The organism is Streptomyces sp. Wb2n-11 (assembly GCF_001049855.1).
Taxonomy (GTDB): domain Bacteria; phylum Actinomycetota; class Actinomycetes; order Streptomycetales; family Streptomycetaceae; genus Streptomyces; species Streptomyces altiplanensis.
In genome coordinates, this window is record NZ_CVPB01000001.1 from 2,312,986 (window position 1) to 2,337,193 (window position 24,208).

General features: G+C 73.2%; 18 protein-coding genes. 9 read left to right on the forward strand and 9 right to left on the reverse strand.

Going from position 1 to position 24,208, the window contains the following annotated elements; genetic code table 11:
- Positions 1-52 precede the first annotated feature (52 nt).
- From BN1555_RS10180 to BN1555_RS10205, 6 genes are all read left to right on the forward strand, one after another.
- Positions 53-361 carry a GNAT family N-acetyltransferase gene (locus BN1555_RS10180; protein WP_093799080.1) on the forward strand — a complete coding sequence of 103 codons (309 nt, stop codon included), beginning with the start codon at positions 53-55 and terminating at the stop codon, positions 359-361.
- 72 nt (positions 362-433) lie between these two features.
- A complete protein-coding gene (locus BN1555_RS10185) occupies positions 434-664 on the forward strand; it encodes a hypothetical protein (protein ID WP_176710010.1) in 231 nt (76 codons plus the stop codon).
- A gap of 125 nt (positions 665-789) precedes the next feature.
- Positions 790-1,512: a spermidine synthase family protein gene (locus tag BN1555_RS10190; protein ID WP_093799081.1), complete on the forward strand. Its 723-nt coding sequence runs from the start codon at positions 790-792 to the stop codon at positions 1,510-1,512.
- 75 nt (positions 1,513-1,587) lie between these two features.
- Positions 1,588-2,325, forward strand: coding sequence for a response regulator transcription factor (locus BN1555_RS10195; protein ID WP_069926973.1), 738 nt, complete (start codon positions 1,588-1,590; stop codon positions 2,323-2,325).
- Positions 2,322-3,410, forward strand: a complete 1,089-nt coding sequence (locus BN1555_RS10200; protein ID WP_093799082.1) for a HAMP domain-containing sensor histidine kinase — start codon at positions 2,322-2,324, stop codon at positions 3,408-3,410. Before BN1555_RS10195 ends, BN1555_RS10200 begins: the two co-directional genes overlap by 4 nt.
- 259 nt (positions 3,411-3,669) lie before the next feature.
- Positions 3,670-7,518 (forward strand): multifunctional oxoglutarate decarboxylase/oxoglutarate dehydrogenase thiamine pyrophosphate-binding subunit/dihydrolipoyllysine-residue succinyltransferase subunit, encoded by a 3,849-nt coding sequence (locus BN1555_RS10205; protein ID WP_093799083.1) that lies wholly within the window; start codon positions 3,670-3,672, stop codon positions 7,516-7,518.
- 97 nt (positions 7,519-7,615) lie between these two features.
- Here the strand turns inward: BN1555_RS10205 and fxsT are convergent, their stop codons facing one another.
- From fxsT to BN1555_RS10240, 6 genes are all read right to left on the reverse strand, one after another.
- Positions 7,616-10,639 (reverse strand): FxSxx-COOH system tetratricopeptide repeat protein, encoded by a 3,024-nt coding sequence (gene fxsT / locus BN1555_RS10210; protein WP_093799084.1) that lies wholly within the window; start codon positions 10,637-10,639, stop codon positions 7,616-7,618.
- Between the two features lie 67 nt (positions 10,640-10,706).
- Positions 10,707-11,987 carry an aKG-HExxH-type peptide beta-hydroxylase gene (locus tag BN1555_RS10215; RefSeq protein WP_176710011.1) on the reverse strand — a complete coding sequence of 427 codons (1,281 nt, stop codon included), beginning with the start codon at positions 11,985-11,987 and terminating at the stop codon, positions 10,707-10,709.
- A 391-nt stretch (positions 11,988-12,378) separates the two neighbouring features.
- Positions 12,379-15,600 carry an SAV_2336 N-terminal domain-related protein gene (locus tag BN1555_RS10225; RefSeq protein ID WP_093799087.1) on the reverse strand — a complete coding sequence of 1,074 codons (3,222 nt, stop codon included), beginning with the start codon at positions 15,598-15,600 and terminating at the stop codon, positions 12,379-12,381.
- A 7-nt stretch (positions 15,601-15,607) separates the two neighbouring features.
- A complete protein-coding gene (locus tag BN1555_RS10230) occupies positions 15,608-16,639 on the reverse strand; it encodes an AAA family ATPase (protein ID WP_093799088.1) in 1,032 nt (343 codons plus the stop codon).
- 160 nt (positions 16,640-16,799) lie between these two features.
- A complete protein-coding gene (locus BN1555_RS10235; protein WP_255305966.1) occupies positions 16,800-18,908 on the reverse strand; it encodes a VMAP-C domain-containing protein in 2,109 nt (702 codons plus the stop codon).
- 7 nt (positions 18,909-18,915) lie between these two features.
- Positions 18,916-19,380 (reverse strand): CU044_2847 family protein, encoded by a 465-nt coding sequence (locus BN1555_RS10240; protein ID WP_093799089.1) that lies wholly within the window; start codon positions 19,378-19,380, stop codon positions 18,916-18,918.
- Between the two features lie 136 nt (positions 19,381-19,516).
- Between BN1555_RS10240 and BN1555_RS10245 the strand changes: the two genes are divergently transcribed.
- Entirely contained in the window at positions 19,517-19,699 is a 183-nt protein-coding gene (locus BN1555_RS10245; RefSeq protein ID WP_003961784.1) for a DUF6104 family protein, read from the forward strand.
- A gap of 9 nt (positions 19,700-19,708) precedes the next feature.
- Here the strand turns inward: BN1555_RS10245 and BN1555_RS10250 are convergent, their stop codons facing one another.
- Entirely contained in the window at positions 19,709-20,575 is an 867-nt protein-coding gene (locus BN1555_RS10250) for a hypothetical protein (protein ID WP_093799090.1), read from the reverse strand.
- A 150-nt stretch (positions 20,576-20,725) separates the two neighbouring features.
- Between BN1555_RS10250 and BN1555_RS10255 the strand changes: the two genes are divergently transcribed.
- Together BN1555_RS10255 and BN1555_RS10260 are read left to right on the forward strand one after the other, a co-directional pair.
- Positions 20,726-21,628, forward strand: coding sequence for a DUF4097 family beta strand repeat-containing protein (locus BN1555_RS10255; RefSeq protein WP_107081071.1), 903 nt, complete (start codon positions 20,726-20,728; stop codon positions 21,626-21,628).
- 1 nt (position 21,629) lies between these two features.
- Positions 21,630-22,658, forward strand: a complete 1,029-nt coding sequence (locus BN1555_RS10260) for a PadR family transcriptional regulator (protein WP_093799091.1) — start codon at positions 21,630-21,632, stop codon at positions 22,656-22,658.
- Between the two features lie 94 nt (positions 22,659-22,752).
- Here BN1555_RS10260 and BN1555_RS10265 read toward each other — a convergent pair whose 3' ends face one another.
- Together BN1555_RS10265 and BN1555_RS10270 are read right to left on the reverse strand one after the other, a co-directional pair.
- A complete protein-coding gene (locus BN1555_RS10265) occupies positions 22,753-23,031 on the reverse strand; it encodes a hypothetical protein (RefSeq protein ID WP_093799092.1) in 279 nt (92 codons plus the stop codon).
- Between the two features lie 16 nt (positions 23,032-23,047).
- Positions 23,048-24,178 (reverse strand): WXG100 family type VII secretion target, encoded by a 1,131-nt coding sequence (locus BN1555_RS10270; protein ID WP_255305970.1) that lies wholly within the window; start codon positions 24,176-24,178, stop codon positions 23,048-23,050.
- Between the last annotated feature and the right edge of the window lie 30 nt (positions 24,179-24,208).

The following is a 24,208-nucleotide window of genomic DNA, read 5'->3' on the forward strand; positions in this document are numbered from 1 at the left end:
CGGCGCCGGCGTCCCCGAGGGCTACACGCTCAAGTCCTGGCGGCGCGGCGGCGTGACGCGCCTGTTCGTCGCCGCCCCCGACGGCGGGTTCGCCGCGCGCGGCCAGGTCGCCCCGACCGGCAGGACGGCAGTGGTGGACCAGGTGGAGACGGCCCCCGCGCACCGGCGCAAGGGCCTGGGCGCGCTGGTGATGCGTACGCTCCAGGACACGGCGCGCGAACAGGGTGCCACGGCCGGGATCCTGGGCGCGACGACCGACGGACGGGGGCTGTACGAGTCGCTGGGCTGGCAGGCGTGCGCCCCGTTGACCGGCGTGACGTACGCGGCCGGGACGGTCCGGGGGGCAGGGGCCCCGGCATGACGGCGCACCCCGGCTCCGGCGGCGTCCTCGGCCCGTACACCGAGGCACCGGCGCACGGCGGCATCGGCCGGGGTGACCGCGGCCGATGCCGTGCTGCTCGGGGCGCGGCTGAGCCGGCTGCCGATGACGGCGTACGGAGGCGCGGTGCACCTGGCCGCGCCCGGCGGTGCGGCCGCCGTGTGGGCGTGGTCGATGCAGCGGGGGCCGCAGGTGGCCGCCCGGGTGGTGGCGGGTGCGGCGTTCGTGGCGGGGGTGGCGCTTTGCGTACACCGCGGGGCGCGCCCCGAAGGACCGCGCGGCTGACCGGCACCCGGCGTGCGCCGCCCGTCCGGGTCCCGGCGGGCGAAAGGGTTTGATCCCGCTGCCGCCCGGCGCCAGGATGACGCCGACGACAACAGGAAGCACTCGGACCGTCCCGGAGGTTCCCCATGGCCGTCCAGGCCCACCCCCAGACTCCGCACGCCACCACCATCGACCGGCGCGAGGGCCCGTACGGGGAAGTCGTTCTGCGGGAGCGCGGGGAGCACTTCGAGATCATCGCCAACGGCTGCTTCCTGATGGACACCTCCGACGGCCGCTCCGAGCGCCTCCTCGTCGACGCCGCCCTCGACGCGCTCCTCGCCGGAGCCGGCCGCCCCTCCCCCGACCTCCTCATCGGCGGCCTCGGCGTCGGCTTCTCGCTCGCCCGCGCCGCCGCGCAGCCGCGCTGGGGGCGGATCACGGTCGTCGAACGCGAGCAGGCCGTCATCGACTGGCACCGCGAGGGGCCGCTGGCCCGGATCTCGGGCGAGGCTCTCGCCGATCCACGATGCGAGATCATTCACACCGACTTGGTGGATTACGTTCGGGAAAACCGGATCGGGAACGCTGGTACGTACCAGGAAACCTACGACGCGCTCTGTCTCGACATCGACAACGGCCCCGACTGGACCGTGACCGACGACAACGCCAATCTCTACTCCCCGCAAGGGCTCGCGGGGTGCATGAGGCGACTGAGGCCCGGCGGGATCCTCGCCGTCTGGTCGGCCGGGCCGTCCCCGGAATTCGAGGACGCGTTGCGGAATGCCGGATTCAACTTGGTTGGGACGGAAGAGATCCAAGTTGCCCGAGGCGTTCCTGACGTGGTCCATCTCGCGGTTCGCCCTGCGTAGCCGGGACGCTGCCAGTGCCTCTACGCTGCTCCCTTACACGTGGGAATAGAGAAGAGAACTCCCAGGGGCGGGACAATGGAGCAGACACACACCAGCCACAACGGCCTCGCGGCCACTCCGGGCGCCCAGCGCCGGGTGCTGGTCGTCGAGGACGACGCGACCATCGTCGACGCCATTGCAGCGCGACTGCGCGCCGAGGGCTTCCAGGTGCAGACGGCCGTCGACGGACCGGCGGCGGTGGACGCCGCCGAGGCGTGGCAGCCCGACCTGATGGTTCTCGACATCATGCTGCCCGGTTTCGACGGCCTCGAGGTCTGCCGCCGCGTCCAGGCGCAGCGGCCCGTGCCGGTACTGATGCTGACGGCACGCGACGACGAGACCGACATGCTGGTCGGCCTCGGTGTCGGCGCCGACGACTACATGACCAAGCCGTTCTCGATGCGCGAGCTCGCGGCCCGCGTCCATGTCCTGCTGCGCCGCGTGGAGCGGGCGACGCTCGCCGCCTCCACGCCGCGCAGCGGCATCCTGCGCCTCGGCGAGCTGGAGATCGACCACGCGCAGCGCCGCGTGCGGGTGCGCGGTGACGACGTACACCTGACGCCCACCGAGTTCGACCTGCTGGTGTGCCTGGCGAACACGCCGCGCGCCGTGCTCTCGCGCGAGCAGCTGCTCGCCGAGGTGTGGGACTGGGCGGACGCGTCGGGCACCAGGACCGTCGACAGCCACATCAAGGCGCTGCGCCGCAAGATCGGCGCCGAGCGGATCCGCACGGTCCACGGCGTGGGGTACGCGCTGGAGACCCCGCCGGCATGACGCGGCAGCGGGAGCAGGGGGGGAACGCGCTGCGTCCCTTCTCGATCAAGACCAAGCTCGGCACCCTCGTCGTCGTCTCGGTCTTCATCACCACGGGCCTGATCCTGGTGGCGCTGCGCACCAAGACGGAGCTGCGCTTCATCACCGTCTTCTCGGTCATCGCCTCGATGCTGATCACCCAGTTCGTGGCGCACAGCCTGACCTCGCCGCTGGACGAGATGACGACGGTGGCCCGGTCCATCGCGCACGGCGACTACACGCGGCGGGTGCGCGGCGCGGGCCGCCGGGACGAACTGGGCGACCTGGCGGCCACGATCAACCACATGGCGGACGACCTGGAGGCCGTGGACCGCCACCGCAAGGAATTGGTCGCCAACGTCTCGCACGAGCTGAGAACCCCCATCGCGGGGCTCAGAGCGGTGCTGGAGAACGTCGTGGACGGCGTGTCCCAAGCGGATCCCGAGACGATGCGCACGGCGCTGAAACAGACCGAGCGCCTGGGCCGGCTGGTCGAGACGCTGCTCGACCTGTCCCGGCTGGACAACGGCGTCGTACCGCTGAAGGCGCACCGCTTCGAGGTCTGGCCGTACCTCTCGGGCGTGCTGAAGGAGGCGAACGTGATCGCCTCGCAGCGCGGCCTCGCCTCGGGGTCCGGCAGTCATACGCGTACCGATGTGCATCTGCACCTGGACGTCTCTCCGCCCGAGCTGACCGCGCACGCCGACGTCGAGCGGCTGCACCAGGTCGTCGCCAACCTCCTCGACAACGCGGTCAAGCACAGTCCGCCGCACGGCCGCGTCACCGTGCGCGCCCGGCGCGGCCCGCAGCCGGAGAGCCTGGACCTGGAGGTCATGGACGAGGGCCCCGGCATTCCGGAGGCCGAGCGGCACCGGGTCTTCGAGCGCTTCAACCGCGGCAGCCTGCCCGCTCCGCACGGTCCGGGCAGCGACGGCGGTACGGGACTCGGCCTCGCGATCGCGCGCTGGGCGGTGGATCTGCACGGCGGACGGATCGGAGTGGCCGAATCCGCACGCGGCTGCCGCATCCAGGTCACCCTTCCGGGGAGCCTCCGGACCGGCAGTTGACGTAGGGTTCGAACCGGAGGCACACGTTCCTGCGTGTCGTCCACCGGGGGTGCGGTCCACAGGGGCCGTGGCCGCCTTCAGTGCTACCCGGATACAGCGGAACCAAGCTTGTTTCCCGCCATTCCCAGCGCCGAAACCAGCTCCTCAATGTGACTTACGCGACGGATGGACGGCCCGGCCTGCACGTCCCGGCCTGGGAGGCGTAGCCTTTATTTCCGCTGTCCATCACCTTGCGAAGCGGAAGAGGGCGGTTAACGCCGTGTCGTCTCAGTCCCCCAGTAGCCCGAGCGTCTCGACCGACCAAGACGGGCAAGGGAAGAACCCTGCCGCTGCCTTCGGTCCCAATGAGTGGCTCGTCGACGAGATCTACCAGCAGTACCTCCAGGACCCGAATTCGGTCGACCGCGCCTGGTGGGACTTCTTCGCCGACTACAAGCCCGGTTCCACCCCCGCGGCGGAGAAGACCGCCACCCCCGACGCCGAAGAGAGCGCCGGGGCCGCCGCACAGCCGGCCCAGGCCGCTCCGGCGCCTGCCGCGCCCGCCGCCCCGGCGACGCCCGCGGCCACCCGGCCGGCCCCCGCCGCGGCGCAGCCCGCGGCCCAGGCCGCGGCCCCCGCCAAGGCCGCTCCGGCCGCGGCCCCCGCCAAGCCCGACTCCGCCCCCGCACCGGCCGCCGCACAGCAGGCCGGCGCGAAGGCGGAGGCCGCGCCCAAGGCGGAAGCCGCCAAGGAGGCCCCCGAGGGCCCCGAGTACGTGACGCTGCGCGGCCCGTCCGCGGCGGTCGCCAAGAACATGAACGCCTCGCTGGAACTTCCCACGGCCACGTCCGTGCGCGCCGTCCCGGTGAAGCTGCTGTTCGACAACCGCATCGTCATCAACAACCACCTCAAGCGCGCCCGGGGCGGGAAGGTCTCCTTCACGCACCTCATCGGGTTCGCGATGGTGCAGGCCCTCAAGGCCATGCCGTCGATGAACTACTCCTTCGCGGAGAAGGACGGCAAGCCGGTCCTGGTCAAGCCCCCGCACGTCAACCTGGGCCTGGCCATCGACCTGGTGAAGCCCAACGGCGACCGCCAGCTCGTCGTCGCGGCCATCAAGAAGGCCGAGACGCTCAACTTCTTCGAGTTCTGGCAGGCGTACGAGGACATCGTCCGCCGCGCCCGCGCGAACAAGCTGACGATGGACGACTTCACCGGCGTCACCGCGTCGCTGACGAACCCGGGCGGCATCGGCACCGTCCACTCCGTGCCCCGCCTGATGCCCGGACAGGGCCTCATCATGGGCGTCGGCGCGATGGACTACCCGGCCGAGTTCCAGGGCACCTCGCAGGACACCCTGAACAAGCTGGGCATCTCCAAGGTCATGACCCTGACCTCGACGTACGACCACCGGGTCATCCAGGGCGCCGCCTCCGGCGAGTTCCTGCGCATCCTCGCCAACCTGCTCCTCGGCGAGGAGGGCTTCTACGACGACATCTTCGAGGCCCTGCGGATCCCCTACGAGCCGGTCCGCTGGCTCAAGGACATCGACGTCTCCCACGACGACGACGTCACCAAGGCGGCCCGCGTCTTCGAGCTGATCCACTCCTACCGGGTCCGCGGCCACGTCATGGCCGACACCGACCCGCTGGAGTACAAGCAGCGCAAGCACCCCGACCTGGACATCAACGAGCACGGCCTCACGCTCTGGGACCTGGAGCGCGAGTTCGCCGTCGGCGGTTTCGCCGGCAAGTCGATGATGAAGCTGCGCGACATCCTCGGCGTGCTGCGCGACAGCTACGTCCGCACCGTCGGCGTCGAGTTCATGCACATCCAGGACCCGAAGCAGCGCAAGTGGATCCAGGACCGCGTGGAGCGCCCGCACGCCAAGCCGGAGCGCGAGGAGCAGCTGCGCATCCTGCGCCGCCTGAACGCCGCCGAGGCGTTCGAGACGTTCCTCCAGACGAAGTACGTCGGCCAGAAGCGCTTCTCCCTGGAGGGCGGCGAGTCCGTCATCCCGCTGCTCGACGCGGTCATCGACTCCGCCGCCGAGTCGCGCCTGGACGAGGTCGTCATCGGCATGGCCCACCGCGGCCGCCTGAACGTCCTGGCGAACATCGTCGGCAAGTCGTACGCCCAGATCTTCCGGGAGTTCGAGGGCAACCTCGACCCGAAGTCGATGCACGGCTCCGGCGACGTCAAGTACCACCTGGGCGCCGAGGGCACCTTCACCGGCCTGGACGGCGAGCAGATCAAGGTCTCACTCGTCGCCAACCCCTCGCACCTGGAGGCGGTCGACCCGGTCCTGGAGGGTGTCGCCCGCGCCAAGCAGGACGTCATCAACAAGGGCGGCACGGACTTCACGGTCCTGCCCGTCGCCCTCCACGGCGACGCGGCCTTCGCCGGCCAGGGCGTCGTCGCGGAGACTCTCAACATGTCGCAGCTGCGGGGCTACCGCACCGGCGGCACGGTCCACATCGTCATCAACAACCAGGTCGGCTTCACCGCCGCCCCGGAGTCGTCGCGCTCCTCGATGTACGCGACCGACGTGGCCCGCATGATCGAGGCGCCGATCTTCCACGTGAACGGCGACGACCCGGAGGCCGTGGTCCGCGTCGCGCGCCTGGCCTTCGAGTTCCGCCAGACGTTCAACAAGGACGTCGTGATCGACCTCATCTGCTACCGCCGCCGCGGTCACAACGAGGGCGACAACCCGCAGTTCACCAACCCGCAGATGTACACGCTGATCGACGTGAAGCGCTCGGTGCGCAAGCTCTACACCGAGTCGCTCATCGGTCGCGGCGACATCACGCTGGAAGAGGCCGAGCAGGCGCTCCAGGACTTCCAGGGCCAGCTGGAGAAGGTCTTCGCGGAGGTCCGCGAGGCCACCTCGAACCCGGCTCCCGCCCACGCCCCGGAGGTCCAGGCGGAGTTCCCGGTGCCCGTCGCCACGGCGGTCTCCCAGGAGGTCGTCAAGCGGATCGCCGAGTCCCAGGTCAACATCCCCGACCGGATCACCGTCCACCCCCGCCTGATGCCGCAGATGCAGCGCCGCGCGGCCTCGGTGGAGGACGGCACGATCGACTGGGGCATGGGCGAGACCCTCGCCATCGGCTCGCTGCTGATGGAGGGCGTCCCGGTCCGGCTGTCCGGCCAGGACACCCGCCGCGGTACGTTCGGCCAGCGCCACGCGGTGCTCGTCGACCAGAACACCGGCGAGGACTACACCCCGCTCCAGTACCTCTCCGAGGACCAGGCCCGCTACAACGTCTACGACTCGCTGCTCTCCGAGTACGCGTGCATGGGCTTCGAGTACGGCTACTCGCTCGCCCGGCCCGAGTCGCTGGTCATGTGGGAGGCCCAGTTCGGTGACTTCGTCAACGGCGCGCAGACCGTCGTCGACGAGTTCATCTCCTCGGCCGAGCAGAAGTGGGGCCAGACGTCCGGCGTCACGCTCCTGCTCCCGCACGGTTACGAGGGCCAGGGACCGGACCACTCGTCCGCCCGTCCCGAGCGCTTCCTCCAGATGTGCGCGCAGGACAACATGACGGTCGCCATGCCGACCCTGCCGTCGAACTACTTCCACCTGCTGCGCTGGCAGGTCCACAACCCGCACCACAAGCCGCTCATCGTCTTCACCCCGAAGTCGATGCTGCGTCTGAAGGCTGCGGCGTCGAAGACGGAGGAGTTCACCACCGGCGGCTTCCGCCCGGTGATCGGCGACACCGCCATGGAGCCGGCGGCCGTCCGCAAGGTCGTCTTCTGCTCCGGCAAGGTCTACTACGACCTGGAGGCCGAGCGGCAGAAGCGCGACAACACGGACACGGCGATCATCCGTCTGGAGCGCCTCTACCCGCTGCCGGGCAAGGAGCTCCAGCAGGAGATCGCGAAGTACCCGAACGCCGAGAAGTACCTGTGGGCGCAGGAGGAGCCGGCGAACCAGGGTGCGTGGCCGTTCATCGCGCTCAACCTGATCGACCACCTCGACCTGGCGGTCGGCGCCGACATCCCGCACGGCGAGCGGCTGCGGCGCATCTCGCGCCCGCACGGCTCGTCCCCGGCGGTCGGCTCGGCCAAGCGCCACCAGGCCGAGCAGCAGCAGCTGCTCAACGAGGTCTTCGAGGCCTGATCAGCGCCTGTACGGTCACCGTCCGTACGGCCCCGGAGGGCCCGGCCCCGCAGCGATGCGGGGCCGGGCCCTCCGGCGTACGGCGCGAGGGGGCGGCTCAGCCGAGGTAGGCCTCGAAGTCCCAGTAGGGGCGGTTGCGCTGGCGTGCGGAAAGGGTGTGCGGGTGCTGCGCGCCGAGCGTACGCGTGAGCGTGAGCAGCGCGTCCGCCTCGACCTTGTCGGCCTCCTCGTACTCGCGCAGGGCCCGGAGGTCGGCGGCCAGCGCGGTCTGGCAGGACAGGGTGAGCGGATGTTCGTCCCCGAGGACCTGGCGGGACCTGCGCAGTGTGTCCCGGCTCAGTTCCGCGGCGTCCCCGACGCGGCCGTTGAAGTTGCGGCCGCCCGAGGCGTTGAGGGCGCAGCCCAGCACCCACGGGTGGTCTCCCCCGAGGGTGGCGGTCAGGCCCGCGAGCGCGGACTCGAACATGGACATGGCCTCGCTCCGGTCGCCGGTCGCCTGCATCACGAGCCCGGTGTTGGCGAGCATGCCGGTGGCGACGGGGTGCGCCGGGCCGAGCAGCGCCCGGTACCCGGCCTCCGCCTCGGTGATCAGGTCCCTGGCCTTCGCCAGGTCGCCGTGCTCGCGCTGGAAGTTCCCGTAGTCGTTGATGAACGACAGGGTGGTGTGGTGGGTCCGGCCGTGGACCTGCTCCAGTTGTTCCATCAGGCTGTCCATCAGCGGCCCGATGTCCTGCTGGAAGCCGCCCTCGCGCCGCCGGGCGAGCGCCAGGTGCACGCGGGCGACCAGCGTCTGCGGGTGCAGCGGCCCGAGCACCTGCACGTGGAGCCGCACGACGGGCTCCTGCCGGGCCACGGAGTCGCGGTACTGGCCCAGCAGCCGAAGCCCGTGGGCCACCGCGTTCCCGGAGTTGAGCGTGGTGATGTGCCGGGCGCGCAGTACGGTCTCGCGCCGGCTGAGGGTCTCCAGGTCGAGTTCGTACGCCTCCCGGTAGCGGCCCAGCAGCCGCAGTCCGACGCTGAGGTTGTGCCGCGCGTTGATGGAGGTCAGCTCGTTCTCGCCGAGCAGCCGTTCCGCGTCCTCCAGCACCTGCCACTGCAGTTCCAGCGCCTCGCCGTACCGGCCGAGCCGGCGCAGGCTGCTGGCGAGGGCGCCGTTGACGCCGAGTTCGCCGAGTTCGTTGGCCGGCTCGGCGGTCCGCAGCCTTTCCCGCAGGGCGCGTTCGAGTTCGTACGCCTCCCGGAAGCGGCCGGAGGAACGCAGCAGGTTGCCCTGCTGGATGGTCAGGTCCAGCATGTGCTGGGCCAGCGGGTCCATGAACGCCGTCCAGTGCGTGCGGATCTTCTCGGCGAGCCGGTTGCCGGCCGTGTACTCGCCGCTGCGCACGCAGTAGCGCAGGCAGTTCAGCACGGCGGCCTGGACCCGGCTGTTGGAGCTGCTGAGCGCTCCCGACGGTTCCAGGTGGGGCAGCAGCTCGGCGTACCGGGGCCACTGCCTGCTGTCGACCGGGTTGCCGGGGTCGGCCTCGGCCAGCAGCGTGCGGACGGCTTTGCGGTGGGTGTCACGGCGCTCGTCGGTGGTGAGCCGGGACACGATGTCGTGGACGAGCCGGTGCATGTGCACGGACTCCTGGTGCGGGCCCATCTCGGCGTTGACGGGTCCGCGGCTCTCGCGCGTGAGCACCGAGTAGTTGACCAGGGTGTCCAGGGCCCGGGTCCAGGCGGGCAGGTCGGTGCTCATCCACCGCAGGTCCTCGGGCAGGTCGGCCTGCGGATAGGCGCGGGCCAGGCCGAGGGGGATGCGGCCGGGGGCGAAGGAGGCGCACAGGCTGAGCACTTCGACGGCCTGCGGCTGGGTGCGCCTGAGCCGGTTGATGAGGATCGACCAGGAAGTGAGCGAGGAGTGCGGGAAGCCGTCGCCGGCGGGCTCCTCGACGGTGGACAGCCTGCCCTCACGGACCATGCGCAGGTACTCGGGGACCTCCATCCGGGACTCGCCCAGCCAGGAGGCGGCCTGCACGAGCGGCAGCGGTACGTCGCCGAACTCGGCGGCGACCTCGTCGGCCTGCCCCGCGGTCACGTGCGGGGCGCGGCGCATCAGGTAGCCGGTGGACTCGGCCCGGTCGAAGCTGGGGACCTCGAGTACGTCGGTGTAGTCGCCCCAGCCCCTGTTCCGGGAGGTGACGATGGTGTGTCCGGGGCCGTGCGGCAGCAGGACGTTCGCGCCCTCCGTGTCGTCCCAGCCGTCGAAGATGACGAGCCAGCGGCCGTACGGTTCACCGCGCCGCAGCGCCTCGCGCACCGCGCGGATGCGCTCGCCGGGCTCGCTGCCGCTGTGCAGGCCCAGTTCGACGGCGAGCTCGCCGAAGCGGTCGCGCTGGATGTTGCGGTCGTCGGAGTTGACCCACCAGATGACGTCGTAGTCGGTGCTGAAGCGGTGGGCGTACTCCGCGGCGAGCTGGGTCTTGCCGATGCCGGACATGCCCAGGAGCGTGCAGGCGGAGTTGCCTCGTTCGGCCTCGGCCAGACGTTCCTGGAGTTCGGTGAGGAGGTCGTCGCGGCCGGTGAAACGGCCGTTGCGGCGCGGCACCTCTCCCCAGATCTCGGGGGGCGTGTTCGGGAAGCGCGAGCCGGTGGCCTGCGGGCGGCGGCCGGATGCGCGCCGGAAGTCGATGCCGAGCCTGCCGAGCAGCCGTTCCTCGGCCTCCTGCTCACCCGCGCTCCACAGGCTGACCGGTTCGAGCACGGCGGTGGCGGGCGGCAGCTGGCGGTTGGTGAGGTTGACGGCGGCGAAGCGCTCGGCGTGCGCGGCCACGTATCCCCGCAGGACGTCGTTCCACTCGCCGGGCGCCCGGGGCCCCAGCTCGAAGAACCAGTCGTTGAGGACGAGCAGGATCCGCCCGCTGGACAGCAGCAGGTCGCCGAGCGACTCCTCCAGCGGCACCTCGCGGGGCGGGTCCCAGCGCTGGAGCGTGACCCGCTGGCCGTGGGCTTCCAGGCGTTGCCCGATCCAGTTGGCCCAGGGCCGGTGGTAGCCGGGGAAGACCACGAGGAAGTGTTCCGGCCCGCCCTGGCCGCCACGGTCCGCCGCACCGGCCCCGCCCGAGCGCCGCTGATCCACCATCTGCACGTCTCCCTGTCCTACTCCGCCAGTGCCCGTCGACCGACCGTCACGGCCGGTCGACACAGTGTCACTCAAAGCCCTGCCGAGCCGCACCGAGGCTCGCGTGGTGTTCTCGCATGCCCCCGGTGAACTCCCTTCCCGCAATGGTCAGTTCATCGGATTCAAGCAGTACGGACAATGCCTGTGCCACTTGTCCGCGATGCCGGCCGAACTGTTCGGCGGCCCGCCGCCGCCAGGGAGCCGGGACATCGGCGGCGGTGGCCGCCCGCCGCCACAGATCGGTGAGCGCCAGATGGGCGTACGCGCCCTGGAGCACGCCCGCCACCGGCCGGGGGTCGGGCCGCCAGGCGACCCGGTGCAGCTCCCCGCCGCCGGGCCGGTACAGCGGAACGCGTTCGTGCAGGGCGGCCAGCTTCGTGTGGTGGGTCTCGTGGACCAGCACCTCGGCCAGTTCGTCGGCCCCGGCCGGCAGGGACGTCAGTACGCCGCCGGGCGCGGCCCGCAGCGTCGCGCTCATCGGGCGGGGCCCGTCGTACGCGGCGGGGTCCACGGGGGCGAGGGGCACGACCACCCGCTGCACGGCCAGGATTTCGGAGACCCGCCCGGGGTCCGTCCCCCCGATCAGGGCGAGGGCCTTCCTCCACAGCCGCGGCCAGGGTTCGCGGGCGACGGTGGCGCGGTCCGCGGCGGGCATCGTGGCGGCGCCGGGCGGGACCCGGTAGGGGTCCAGGTCGTCGAGGACGATGCCGGTTCCGGGCAGGGTGCGCAGCCCCGACCAGCCCGGTCCGCCGCCGGCGGACCGGCCCGGCCGGCCGGTGGTGCGCCGCAGCAGGAGGGCGCCGGTCCGGCCGCCTCCGGTGATCCGTACGGTACGGCCGCGGGCGTGCAGTTCGGCCCGGTGTGCCGGGCAGCGCAGGGCGCCGAGGCCGGGGAGGGAGAGCACACCGCCGGGAGCGTCGAGCGTGAGGCGCAGGTCGCAGCCCGCGCGCACGGCCGCGGTGGCCGCCACCCCCCCGAAATACGCGAGGTGCCGGTCGAGGGAGGGGCCTTCGGGGGCGGTGAGGGCCCCGGCCAGCCAGGCACCGGTCAGCGGGTAGTCGACCGCGTCGCGGACCACCGCGGGGTCGCGCCGTTCGGCGTGCTCCAGCAGGGCCCAGTGCCGGTGGAAGCGTTCACGCGTGAACGGGTCGGTGCCGGTCCGCTGCCGGTCCACGCGCGTCAGCAGGGACTTCAGGAGCAGCAGCCGGCGGGCGTGCAGCCCGGCCCGCAGCGCGGCGGTGCAGGCGGAGCCGGGTCTGGTGCGGGCGAGCTGGGTGAGGAGGGCGGAGGACAGAGGGGCCGGCGTCATTCCGGTCCCCCTTCGCCGGCGTCCGCGCCCCGGCATCGGCCCGCATCAGTCGACGGTGCTATCCATCTGTCCGGAAAGCGCCGCTGTTCAGCGGTTTCCCGGCTCGTCGGTCGTCCACCAGGCTTCCGCCAGCTCCCAGGGCCGGTCGAGCACGCGGCCGACCGCCTCGGCCGTCCCCGGATCGTCCATGACTCGTAAAGTCCGCAGGTCGACGTCGGTGAGGTCGGGCGCGGCCGGAGTCCTTCCGGCGTCCCGCCCCTGGCCGGCAACCACGGTGTTCCTGTGCGACACGCCCGACTCCCTCCCGCCGGCACCCGTCCCGCACGGCCGCAGCGGCTGCCCAGTTCTTCCCGAGACCGGTGAAACAGAAACATGTTCGACTTCACTCCGGTCAACCGGCCCTTACCCCGGTGAACGGCCACCAGGGGGGCGCCAGTCGCCGCCGGTCCGCCCCGGCCGGCCACTGGTCGTCCGTCCGGGCCTCCGCCCCCCGGCCCGGCTCCCGCAGACGGCCGATCCGCTCCCGCGGCGCCCCGGCCTCCGCCCAGTCCACCTCGGCCAGGGACGCGATCAACCGCTGCCAGCGGTCGTGCGCCTGCTCGAACGCCCGGCGCGCGGCCCCGGTACGGCCCATGGACTCCAGTGTGCAGCCCTGGGCGTACAGCGCCCGCGCCGCTGTCCGGGAGCCCGGCCGGGCGCCGTGCGCGCCGTCGGCGTCGCGCTGCGCGTTCTCGTACGCCTGGAGTGCGTCGGACAGCAGTGTCGCGGCCGACACCTGGGCGAGTTCGAACCTCACCCTGCCCAGCGTCAGCCATGCCTGGGCCCGCACCCCTGCGTCCGTCAGCCGCTTCGCGGCCTCCTCCAGCAAGTGGCGGCCCTCGTACAGGTCCGGCAGGAAGCCGACCCGCTGGAAGCGGAGCGCCAGTGCGCTGCCGAGCAGCAGGTTCAGCCGGCTGCGGGCCGGGGAACGGGCGGGCATCGCGGCCAGGGCCTCGCGCAGGACGCTCTCCGCCCGGCCGACGGCGCCCTCGTCGGCCGTCCCCGTCTCGGCGGCGGCGCGGCGCAGCAGCGACTCGCCCCACTCGATGAGGAGTTCGCAGCGCCGGGCGCTGTCGGACGGTGCGAGGCCGGAAGCGGCCTCGTACGCCCGGTCGGCGGCGGCATGGTCGCCCGCCGCGTCGTGCAGCCGCGCCTGGGCGGTCAGGCAGCGCAGGCGCAGCGCCAGGTCCTCGCCGGCGGCCTGTCCTGCGCGGGCCAGGACCTCGGCGGTCTCCGCGTGCGGGGCGTCCGCGGCGCGCAGGGCCTCGGCCAGATCGAGGAGGGCGGGGCAGCGGAGGCCGTCGGGGGCGCCCTCGGCGTCCAGCGCCGCACATCCGGTGCGGAGTTCGCGTACCGCCTCCTCGGCCCGGCGCAGTACGAGCAGCAGCCTGCCCCGGCGCAGGTGCAGCGCCCTGCGGGACCCGGCGGGCCAACCGGAGGCGTCACCGGCGAGCGCGTCCAGGGCCGCCTCCAGGTGGGGTGCGTCGTGCGTCAGCCGCCACAGCGCGTGGTGAACGGCGGCGAGTTCCAGGCGGGCGTCGGCCCGCTCCCGGCTGTCTTCCGGGGCGCGGTCGCGGGCTTCGGCGAGCGTCCGTGCCGCGCGCAGGAGGAGTTCGCCCGCCCGGTCGGTGCCGCGCACGGCCGAAGTCCCGGCTTCCGCGAACAGCACCCGCCCCAGCACGACTCCGGCCCGCGCTCCCCCGGCCGCGTCGCCGGCCGGGGGGCCGGCCGGGGGGCCGGTGTCCGGCCCGCCGCCGTGGGCTCCGGTGCCGCGCAGCGCGGCCTCCGCGCGCTCGCGGGCGCGGCGGAGCAGGGACGGGTCGGCCTGTGCGCGCCACTGGTCCAGGAGGCGTTCGGCCTCGTCCAGCGGTACGGGGGTGACGAGGTCGGGCTGGTAGAAGCGCAGCACCCGGGCCGGGACGCGGGCGAACAGTTCGGGCTCGGCGCCCGCCGCGTCGTCCGCCTCGTCCGGCCCGCCCTCCCCGTCCGGGCGCCGGTCCTGCGGGAGGGCGGGGTCCGGTGCGGCGCCGCGCTCGGAGAGCGTGGCGGCGGCGAGCGCCGAGAAGTTGCGGGCGCCCTTGCCGAAGTTGCGTTCCACGTACGAGGAGCAGTGCTTGAGCACGAGCGCGGCCGCGTCCTGGCCCAGCGAGTTCAGCAGCAGCTCCTGCACCCCGTCCGCGTACACGTAGCAGGGCCGGGAGCCGGGCCCCGGCAGCTGCCTGAGCAACCCGCCGAGCAGCACTTCGGCGAGCTCCATCGGGCCGGTGTCCGGCAGCATGGCGCGCTGCACCAGCTGCATGACGGGCAGGGTGAGGGGCGCCGCCGCGAGGTGGACGGCGAGGCGGACGCCGCCGGGCGACGCGTTCGCCCGGAAGGCGCGCAGCAGTTCGTCCGCGCTGCGGTCGGGCGGGAGGGGCGGTGGCACGGCGGGGAAGGCCCGCTCCTCGGCGGCGGCCTCCGGTTCGGGTGCGTCGGCCCAGGCCGCCCAGCCGCGCACCGTACTGCCGCCTTGGTCGGACAGCAGCCGCGCCCAGGACGCGAACGCCTCGGGGGTCGGCGTGAGCACCGGCACCGGCCTGGCCGTCGCCCCCAGCGGCTCCCACGGCTCCTCGTCCGGAACGAACGCGGTGCGCCCGCCGGACACCGCGGACCGCACCAGGAGCCCCGGCTCGGCGGGCAGTGCGGTACGGGCCCACAGGCGGGGCGGCAGCGGCTGCACGACGGCCAGCGGGGAGCGGCGCGGCCACTGGCGGATGAGCCGCTGGGCGCGGCCCTGCTGCCACAGCGGGCCGACGCAGTCGCTGACGACGAGGGTGAGCCTGCGGCCCGTGGGGTCGTGGAACTGGTCGGCGGGGCGCAGCCGGGTGTGACCGCCGGGCCCCGTCGTGGTGCCGATGAGGGGCGCGCCGCCGGCCCCGGCGTCGTACAGCTGGTGGACCTGGACGTCCCGGAAGACACCGGACTGCTGGCATGCCTGCCGCAGCTCCTCGACCATGCGCTCCCAGACGGCCATCGCGGGCCCGGTGTCCATGAGCAGCTGAATGTCCACGCGGTGGCGGCCGGAGGGGCGCAGCACCGGGCTGATGACACCGGACATGGCGCTGCGCTCGGCCGTGGCGTCCTCGTCGAGGCGCCCGCCGGCGGCCGGGGGCACGGCGGCGGCGCGGTGGCGCAGGGGGCGCAGGGCGCGTTGCAGGCCCAGCAGTCCGGGCAGCGCGGCGGCCGCGGGAGCGCGTACGGGGAACCCTGGCCCGGCAGCCCCGGCAGCCCCGGCGGCGCCCGCGGTCCGGCTCCTGCCGCCGGGTGCGTAGAGCGACACGGGGCCGGGGCCCCGGGCCGGACCCGGCCCGTCGGAGCCGGCGCCGGAATCCGGGCCGGTGCCGGCCGGGTCGGGCCGGGCCGCCCGCCCGGCCCCGTCCGCGTCCCGGTCCTCCTCCGGGGGGCCGCCGGGGACACCCGGCGGCGTACGGTCCGGCGGAAGCCACCGGGCCAGCCAGACGGCGTCCGCGATCTCCTCGGCCGTGGGGTCGAGGCCGCCGCTCCTCAGCCTGCCGACGAGTTCCCCCAGGTCCATCCGGTCCTCACCTCGGGCGGTCGAGCGGCCGCATGAGCATTTCGGCGATGCGTTCCCGCGTGACGCGCTCCGCGCGAGGGGCGTGCTGGGTGAGGTAGAGCGCGTTGAGGAGCTGGTCGGCGGCGATGACCTCGCCCGGTGCGCGGCCCAGGAACCGCTCGATCAGATCCCGTCCCTCGATCGCCGCGTCACTGCCGAGGTGCGCCTCGACCATGGCGGTGAGCTGTTCCTCGCCGGGCGGTTCGAGCTCCAGCTGGATGCAGCGGCGGAGCAGCGCGGCGGGGAAGTCCCGCTCGCCGTTGGAGGTGAGGACGATGAACGGGAAGGTCGTGCAGCGGACCCGGCCGCCGCGCACCGGCACCTTGCGGCCGTCGTCGGTCAGGACGTCCACGACCGGCTCGCGGTCGGCGATGCGCTCCAGCTCGGGGATGGCGAACTCGCCCTCTTCCAGGGCGTTCAGCAGGTCGTTGGGCAGGTCGAGGTCGCTCTTGTCGAGTTCGTCGACGAGCAGCACCCGCGGCTGTTCGGACGGCAGCAGCGCGGTGCCGAGCGGCCCGAGGCGTACGTACGAGCCAATGCTCGAGGGCGCCGAGGGGGCCGGGGCGGCCGCCCCCGGTCCGCCCTGCGCCCGTTCCAGCTGCACGTCCTGGAGGCGGCCGATGGCGTCGTAGCGGTAGAGCCCGTCCTGGAGCGCGGAACGGCTGACGATCGGCCAGCGCAGGACACGGCCGAGGCCGAGTTCGTACGCGACGGCCTGCGCCAGGGTGGACTTCCCGGTGCCCGGGTTGCCCGTCACCAGCAGGGGGCGGCGCAGGTACAGCGCCGCGTTGACCGCGTCGGCCTCGGCGGGCCTGGGGTGGTGGTTCTCCACCAGCCGGCGCTGGACACCGAGTCTGCGGGCGGCGCTCGGGTCGGTGTCCGCGGGGTCGGCGGCGTCCGGTCCCACGGCGGCGAAATCACGCCACGGAGGCGGGCCGGGTAACCGCTGGACTCCGTCGTGCGGCATTCCCGCGCCGCGATAGATCCGCCAGTCTGTCACTGAATTTCACCTCGCGGGTAGGTGGGAACGGAGCCGGATCCGACGGTCGTGCGGCTGTCGGGGCTGCCGAGGTTACCGCTCGAGTCCCGCTCTGCCGACCCGGATTCCGGCCCGGTCCCCGGGAACCGGCCAGGCATTCGAGGCATGCCCTGACGGGTCGTCATGTGCCGGGTCCGGACAGCTGCTGCGGCACCCTCAGCGGCACACCGTCGTACGGCGGGCGGTCGGGCGGGTCGAAAAGTACGGCCATGGAGCCGGCCCAGGCCGCTTCCGCGACCGTGTCGGGTGTCGCGTCGGGGTCCATGGAGATGATGCGCAGGGCACGTATGCGCCGGTGCAGTCCGTCCACGCCGTCGGCGCGTGCCAGCAGTTCGTCGGCGCGCGTCTGGAACTCCCGGCAGTCGCTGTGGTCCCGTCCGCATCTGCGCCACAGTGCGAGCGGGTGCCCGGCGGCGAGCGCGGCGGCCATCGCGTCGAGCCCGTCACCGCTGCCGACGGGCCCGCAGTACACGGGTACGGTGCCGTCCCCCGCGTCGGACAGCCTGGCGTACGCGGCCCTGCGGGACTCCCGGCGGGCGCCGGGGCCGTGTCCGGACGCGGGGACCTCGCCGCGCAGCGGCACGACGGTGAGCGGCCCGCGGACGGCGGCCTTCCAGCGGCGGCGCCATTCGGGGCTCGCGGGGCGGTCGCGGCGCCTGCGGTCCCGTATGACGACGATGCGGCGCTCCCCCAGCGCCATGCTGTGCTCGTCGAAGACCTCGTCCTCGGGCGACAGCCGCCAGGTGTCGAGGGGTTCGTCGAACAGCTCGCGCGGCAGCAGGGCCTCGACCGCCGCGAGGTGCTCCCCGCTGTCCCCGCGGCGCAGGGCGTCGGCGAGCGGTTCGCGCAGGGTCTCGCGGAGGCGGGAGCGGGGCACACCGCGGTCGTCGCCGTACAGCGGGCTGACGGTCCGCCCCTCGTAGAGGAGCTTGACGCGCCACGGGTAGCGGTCGCCGTAGTGCACCGGGTCGATCTCGACGAGCACGTCGGCGCGAGCCTGCCCGGCCGGGCGCTCCCGTACGGACCCGAACGTGAAGCCGGGATCCGAGCCGTCTCCCGGTCCGGGTGCGTCCTCCTCACGGAGGTCCAGGACCTGCGCGATCTCCTCGCGGATCGCCTGGTGCGCCGACTCGCCCTGTGTGGTGATCCACTCGCCGAGTCCGGTGAGAGCGGCCCGGTGGGGGCTTCCGGACCCGTCGCGGTCACGGCCCCGGTCACGGTCCCGGCTCGCGAGGTGCCTGACGACCTTGGCGGCGTACAGCAGCACCGCGTCGACGTCGAGGTCGTGCCCGCCCTCCTGGCCGCGCAGGTCGTACAGCAGACCGGCGCCGTCGCGCCAGGTGCGGGGGTCGTGTTCGATGGGTGACTGGTAATCGCGGTGCAGCACCCGGCGTTTGACGTCGTCCACGAGGGTCATGACCTCGCCGGGCCCGGTGGGCGGCGGCAGTTCGGCGAACCGGCCGAAGAGGTGCGCGCGCACGGCGGGGCCGAACCCGGGGGCGCCCTTGGCCCGCAGGCCGGCCTGCGCCCTGGTCCAGCCGCCGGACGTGGTGCTGCGGAACCGGCGCAGGTGGTGGCGGTCGTGCTCGCGCAGGACGGTGTGGAGGATGCCGCCGCCCGGCAGGTCGTGCAGCTCGCGCAGGGCCGTGATGGGTACGGCGGCCCCCTCGTGCTCCGCGCGCCCCTTGTTCATGCCGATGACGGCGCCGTGGACCAGGTCGACGACGGGGCCTCCCGAACAGCCCTCGACGGGCAGACTGCCGCGCAGCAGCAGCGCCTTGCCGTCGGTGGCGTGGGCCCGGCCGACGCCGTGCCGTATGCCGAGGTCGCCGGTCTCCCTGGACCAGCCGTGCAGACTCACGTCGGCGGGGACGGCCGGGGGCCGCTCGCCGAGCCAGACGCAGGCGGCGTCCCGCGCGTCCGGGACACGGACCAGTGCGATGTCGGGGAACTCCCAGTGGTACGGGGGCTCTTCGGGGTCGGCGGGCCGCGGCTTGGCGAGGACGACCTCGCCCGTGGTCACGCCGCCCTGCCACGTGATGCCCAGTGCGCGCTCTCCCCTCCACACCGCGGCCTCCCCCTTTCCCACGACATGGGCGCAGGTCAGCACCCAGCCGGGGGCGATGAAGAAACCACTGCCCCAGTAGTGGGCGCCGTGCGGGTCATACCCGCCTCCGGGCGCGGCGATGCGTACGAGCGAGGGGCGCACCATTTCGTCGAAGGGGTTCACGGCGCGCTCATGCCGCGCCGGGGGCGGACGGCCGGGGCACGGTCGCCGGCCCTGCGCCCGGCCCCGGCCCCGGATCCGGATCCGGATCCGGTCCCGCGCCCGGGGCCGCACCCGTACCCGGGGCCGTGCCCGCGCCCGGGTCCGCGACCGGTTCGGTCCAGGTCAGGGACACGGATACGGACGCCGTGCCTCCGCCGTCCGCGAGGACCCCGATCACCTTGCCGGACTGCGCGGACAGTTCGATACCGAAGGTCACGGCGACCTCGACGGGGGCGGGGGGGCGCAGCCCGGCGCGCAGCGACTGCACCACGCCCTGGACGACGTCGGTCAGCCCGCCCGCCATGGAGACGACCCGGTCGCCGATCCCGGTGTCCCGGAAGCCGCCGCCCCGGTCCAGTTCCTGCACCTCGCTGACACGGGCCCAGACGACGGTCCCGTCGTCGAGCCGAACCTGTGCGATCCCATTGGCCACAGCGTCCCCCGCTCCCCACGCGATGAATGGTGAAGGTTAATCGCTGCCGGGTACGAGCGCGAGGCCCCGGGGATCAGTGCCTATCCTGGCTTGGAACAACCGCTGTCCATCCCTGTCCACCCCACGGAGCAACACCTTGTACTTCACCGACCGAGGCATCGAGGAGCTGGAGAAGCGGCGCGGCGAGGAGGAAGTCACCTTCGAGTGGCTCGCCGAGCAGCTGCGTACGTTCGTCGACCTCAACCCGGACTTCGAGGTCCCCGTCGAGCGCCTCGCGACCTGGCTGGCCCGCCTGGACGACGAGGACGAGGACGAGTAGCCCCTCGCCTCACCGGTCGCGGGCGGGCGTCCGGCCGGCGCGCATCCGCTCGTACGCCAGGCCCAGCGTGCCCTGCGCCACCAGCACCGCCCCCGCGAACGCCCAGCCGCCGCTGCGCCGCCGCAGGCCCCACAGGGCGAGCGGGACGCCGGCCGCCAGCTGGGCCGCGATCAGCACGCGGATCCCGGGGCCGCGCGTCCAGGGGCCGGCGGGGGAACCGTCCTCGGCCGTGCCCGACTCCGTACGGACCGCGTCGCACCGGCCCTGCCACTCGACCGGTTCCGTGTCCGGCCGCGCCAGCGCCGCCTCCCGCAGCCGGGCGGCCGGTTCGCCGGGGGCCAGGCCCGCGGGGAGCGCGAGGCCCGAGCGGGACAGCACGGCGGCCACACCGAGCAGGCGGCTCCTGGCGTTCGCGTCGGGGTCGGGCCGGGTGAGCGCCTCCAGGGCCTCCATGTCGAGCACCGGATCGAGCCCGAGCCGCGCCGCGAACGTGCGCATCGCCTCGTCCTCGCCCGCCGGCGTGCCGTCCGCCAGCCATACGTAGCCGACCTGGCGCCGGAAACCCGAAGCGAGCGTGAAGCCGGCCCGGTCCGCGTCCCACCACAGGGCGAGGACCGGCCAGCTGACGCCGACGGCGAGCGCCGTGGCCCAGCCCGCCAGCACCCGGTCGACCGGCTCGCCGCCGTCCAGCCACGGCCTGCCCTCGGGTACGAGCACGCTCCACCGCTCCGCGGAGCCGCTCCTGCCGCTCCGGTCACCGGCCGGGGCCAGCAGCAGCTGTTCGCGCAGCAGGCGGGCTGCGGGGCGTACCGCATCGGGCTCGGCCCCGCACAGCAGCAAGGCCCCCGCGGGCCCGGATCCGGATGTCGCGTCCATGCCCTCACGCTAGGGCAATTTGCCCGCATTCGGCGCATATGAGTGAGCTGCCCGCGTCGATGTGCCCCTTGACTTCAGAGGCCCGCGATATATCGTGTTTATTCGTAGACGCGATATGTTGCGTCTGTCCGGTCAGATGGGGAGGGCAGCATGACAGAGCCGACGTGGGCGGTCGCCGAGCCGCGAAAACTCACCTTCGAGGACCCGGTGACGGCACTCAGCGTGCGCATCGTCAACGGGACGGTGAACGTCGTCGGCGTCGAGGAGGGTCCCGCCCGCCTCGAAGTGTCCGGGATCGAGGGCCCGCCGCTGACCGTGTCCCACCGGGACGGCACCCTCACCGTCGCGTACGGGGACCTGCCCCGGCACGACTTCCTCAAGCGGCTCGACCCCGAGAACCGGCAGCGCAGCGCGGTCGTCTCCCTCGCCGTCCCCGCCGGGACCTCCGTCGAGGTCGGCGTGATCGGCGCCGGCGCCGTCGTCTCCGGGATCCGCGGACGTACGACCGTGCGCGGCATCAGCGGCGACACCACCCTCGTCGGTCTCTCCGGCGCCGTCCGCGCCGACACGGTCTCGGGCAGCCTGGAGGCCCAGGGCGTCACCGGCAGCCTCCGCTTCCACTCCGTCTCCGGGAACCTGACCGTGGTCGACGGCTCCGGTTCCTCCGTACGGGCCGACTCCGTCAACGGCGACATGGTCGTCGACGTGGCCCCCGCCGGGAAACCCGCCGACATCACCCTGACCACGGTCTCCGGCGGGGTCGCCATCCGTCTGCCGCACCCGGCCGACGCGACGGTCGAGGCGAACACGGCGAGCGGCTCCCTCTCCAACGCCTTCGAGGGCCTGCGGGTCAGCGGCCAGTGGGGCGCGAAGAGGATCACGGGCAGGCTGGGCACGGGCGACGGCCGGCTGCGCGCGACGACCGTCTCCGGCGCCATCGCCCTGCTGCGCCGCCCGCCGGCCGGCCAGGACCCGCACGGCGCGGAGACCGACGGCGCCCCACCCGCGGACACCCCGCCCACCCACACCCCGGCCGACAAGAAGGTGCTCTGACATGCCTCCCGTCTTCGCCCACGGCCGTCTGCGCCTGTACCTCCTCAAGCTGCTCGACGAGGCTCCGCGCCACGGTTACGAAGTGATCCGCCTCCTGGAGGAGCGTTTCCAGGGCCTGTACGCCCCCTCCGCAGGCACCGTCTACCCGCGCCTCGCCAAACTGGAGGCCGAGGGCCTGGTCACGCACGCCACCGAGGGCGGCCGCAAGGTCTACTCGATCACCGACGCGGGCCGCGCCGAACTGGCCGGCCGCGGCGGAGAACTGGCGGACCTGGAGCTGGAGATCCGCGAGTCGGTCTCCGAGCTGGCCGCCGAGATCCGCGACGACGTACGCGGCGCGGCGGGCAACCTGCGCCGCGAGATGCGGGCCGCCGCGAGCGAGACCCTGCGCGACGCCGCGTCGCAGCCCAAGGGGAGCGGCCGCGAGGGCGCGTTCGGCGACGGGCTGGGCGACAGCGAGGCGTGGCGCGCGGCGAAGGAGGAGCTGCGCAGGGCGAAGCAGGAGTGGAAGGAGCAGGCGCGCCGCGCGAAGGACGAGAGCCGCCGCGCCCGCGAGGAGGCGCAGCAGGCGCGCCACCAGGCCCAGCAGGCCCAGGAGAAGGCCCAGGAGCAGATGCAGCGGATCGCACAGCGGGTGCAGGAGCAGGTGCAGGACCACTTCGCGCGGGGCGACTGGCCGAAGGGGGTGCGGGAGGGTCTCGCCGAGATCACCAAGGAGTTCGGTTTCTTCGGCGGCCGGCCGCAGCCCGGACCGGAGCGGGACGCGGCGCCGGGCGCCGGGCCGGTCACGGAGCCCGCCGAGGCCGAGGCCGCGCGTACGGACGCGCCCGCGGAGCCCGAGTGGGCCCAGGAGCCCCCGTCCGGCGACCCGGCCCGCGACCTGGAGCGCCTCCTGGACCGCTTCCGCGACGACATCCGCGACGCGGCCCGCGACCGGGGCGTGACGGATGACCAGCTCCGCGAGGCACGCCGCCACCTGTCCACGGCGGCGGCCCACATCGGCGCGGTCCTGCGGAGCCCGGAGGTCTAGGGCGCTTCCCGCGCGCCCCCCTCGTGCTCCTCGCGGGCGCCTTCCTCCGGGCCGTGGCACGGCCCGGAGGGGAAGCCCCGGGCGGCCGGCACGGCTAAAGCAGCTCGATGGCGGCGACCAGCGGGAGGGGCGCGACGGCCAGGACGAGGGCCGCCGTCGCGAGCCCCGGGCGGATGTCGCGCTTGGCCCGGAAGCCGAGGAACGCCGTGAGGGGCGGCAGTACGCACAGCACGAGGAAGCTCCAGTGCCAGCCCTCCTCCCCGGCGAGGAAGAACAGGAGCGCCAGGTACGCGGGGACGGTCACGAAGGCCCCGAGGCGGACCTTCGAGAGGAACGTCTCCAGGCTGTCGATGTCACCGTACGGGAAAGGCATGCGGGGTCCGTCCTCCCTAGACCGCGGCGTGGTCGTAGCCGCTGGAGGCTACCTCGGGGAAGCCGTCCGCCGCCGAGAAGCCGTTCACCGCCGCGGACATCACCAGGCCGAGCGCGGTCAGGGCCATCTGCATCTGGTTGAAGCTCTGCGCCGCGTCGGACCACATCTTCATGATCCGCAGCGCCTGCGCCGCGGCCAGGGCGAACATGGCGGCCGACGCCACCTGCCCACCGACCGGAATCAGGTTGGCGGCCTGGGCGGCGGCCAGGTTGACCAGCCAGGTGACCAGGGCGTCGCAGAACATGACCATGAAGGACTTCAGGAACTCGGCGAACTGGAACGCCAGTTGCGCCGCCTGCTTGTAACTGGTCTGCAGGGAGTCGAAGGTGTCCTTGAACTCGGCGAGTTTCTTCGTGAACTCGTCGAAGTACACCCGGGCGGCGTCCGAGGCGTTCCCGTTCCAGGTCAGGGCGGCGTTCCCGGTGCCCTTCCGCAGGTTCGCGGCCACCGCGTCGCAGAACCCGCCGAGGCTTCCCCATACGTCGGCGCAGTCGTTGTACTTGTTCCAGTCCCCGAGGATCCAGTTGTTCAGCTCGCCGAAGGGATCGAAGCCGAAGAGCAGCTTGGACGCCTCGACCGCCATGGCCGAGGGGCTGCCGAGGTCGAGGATGCTGCCGAGGGTCTTCTGGACCGGGTTCATGCTGTACTCGTCGGCGTGCCCCTGGCCGTACTGGACCAGCGGGTTGCCGCTTTCGGACGGCGTCTTCAGGAGGTCCGCGGCGCTGCTCGCGTCGGAGAAGTCGCCCGCGTTCCCGCCGTCCGGCGGGGAACCGGCTCCCTTGGACCCGGGGAAGGTGGCGTCCATCTTCGACGCCTCACCCCGGTCCGTCTCGCGGTAGTACTTCGCGGACTTGGACAGTTCCTGTGCCGAGGAGCCGAGAACCCTCTGCGCTTTCTGCAGAGCCTTCCTGGCTTCGCTCACGTACCTGTCGTGGTCGCCCGCGACCAGGTCCCAGAGCTGTCCGCCCGCCACCTTGTCGATCTGCGCGTTGCCCGTGAACGCGACAGCCTGCGTACTGCCGTCGGCGGCGCGTCCGACGAGCTTCGAAAAGCCGTCGATCGCGCTCGGCTCCACCCGAAAGCCCACCGTCTGCTCCTGCCCCTGGAAGGTTGGTGT

Bases quoted from the DNA above. Each gene is read 5' to 3' on its own strand.
- BN1555_RS10190 (WP_093799081.1), top strand. From the start codon at position 790: ATGGCCGTCCAGGCCCACCCCCAGACTCCGCACGCCACCACCATCGAC.
- BN1555_RS10195 (WP_069926973.1), top strand. From the start codon at position 1,588: ATGGAGCAGACACACACCAGCCACAACGGCCTCGCGGCCACTCCGGGC.
- BN1555_RS10200 (WP_093799082.1), top strand. From the start codon at position 2,322: ATGACGCGGCAGCGGGAGCAGGGGGGGAACGCGCTGCGTCCCTTCTCG.
- fxsT (WP_093799084.1), bottom strand. From the start codon at position 10,639: ATGGTGGATCAGCGGCGCTCGGGCGGGGCCGGTGCGGCGGACCGTGGC.
- BN1555_RS10215 (WP_176710011.1), bottom strand. From the start codon at position 11,987: ATGACGCCGGCCCCTCTGTCCTCCGCCCTCCTCACCCAGCTCGCCCGC.
- BN1555_RS10225 (WP_093799087.1), bottom strand. From the start codon at position 15,600: ATGGACCTGGGGGAACTCGTCGGCAGGCTGAGGAGCGGCGGCCTCGAC.
- BN1555_RS10250 (WP_093799090.1), bottom strand. From the start codon at position 20,575: ATGGACGCGACATCCGGATCCGGGCCCGCGGGGGCCTTGCTGCTGTGC.
- BN1555_RS10255 (WP_107081071.1), top strand. From the start codon at position 20,726: ATGACAGAGCCGACGTGGGCGGTCGCCGAGCCGCGAAAACTCACCTTC.
- BN1555_RS10260 (WP_093799091.1), top strand. From the start codon at position 21,630: ATGCCTCCCGTCTTCGCCCACGGCCGTCTGCGCCTGTACCTCCTCAAG.
- BN1555_RS10265 (WP_093799092.1), bottom strand. From the start codon at position 23,031: ATGCCTTTCCCGTACGGTGACATCGACAGCCTGGAGACGTTCCTCTCG.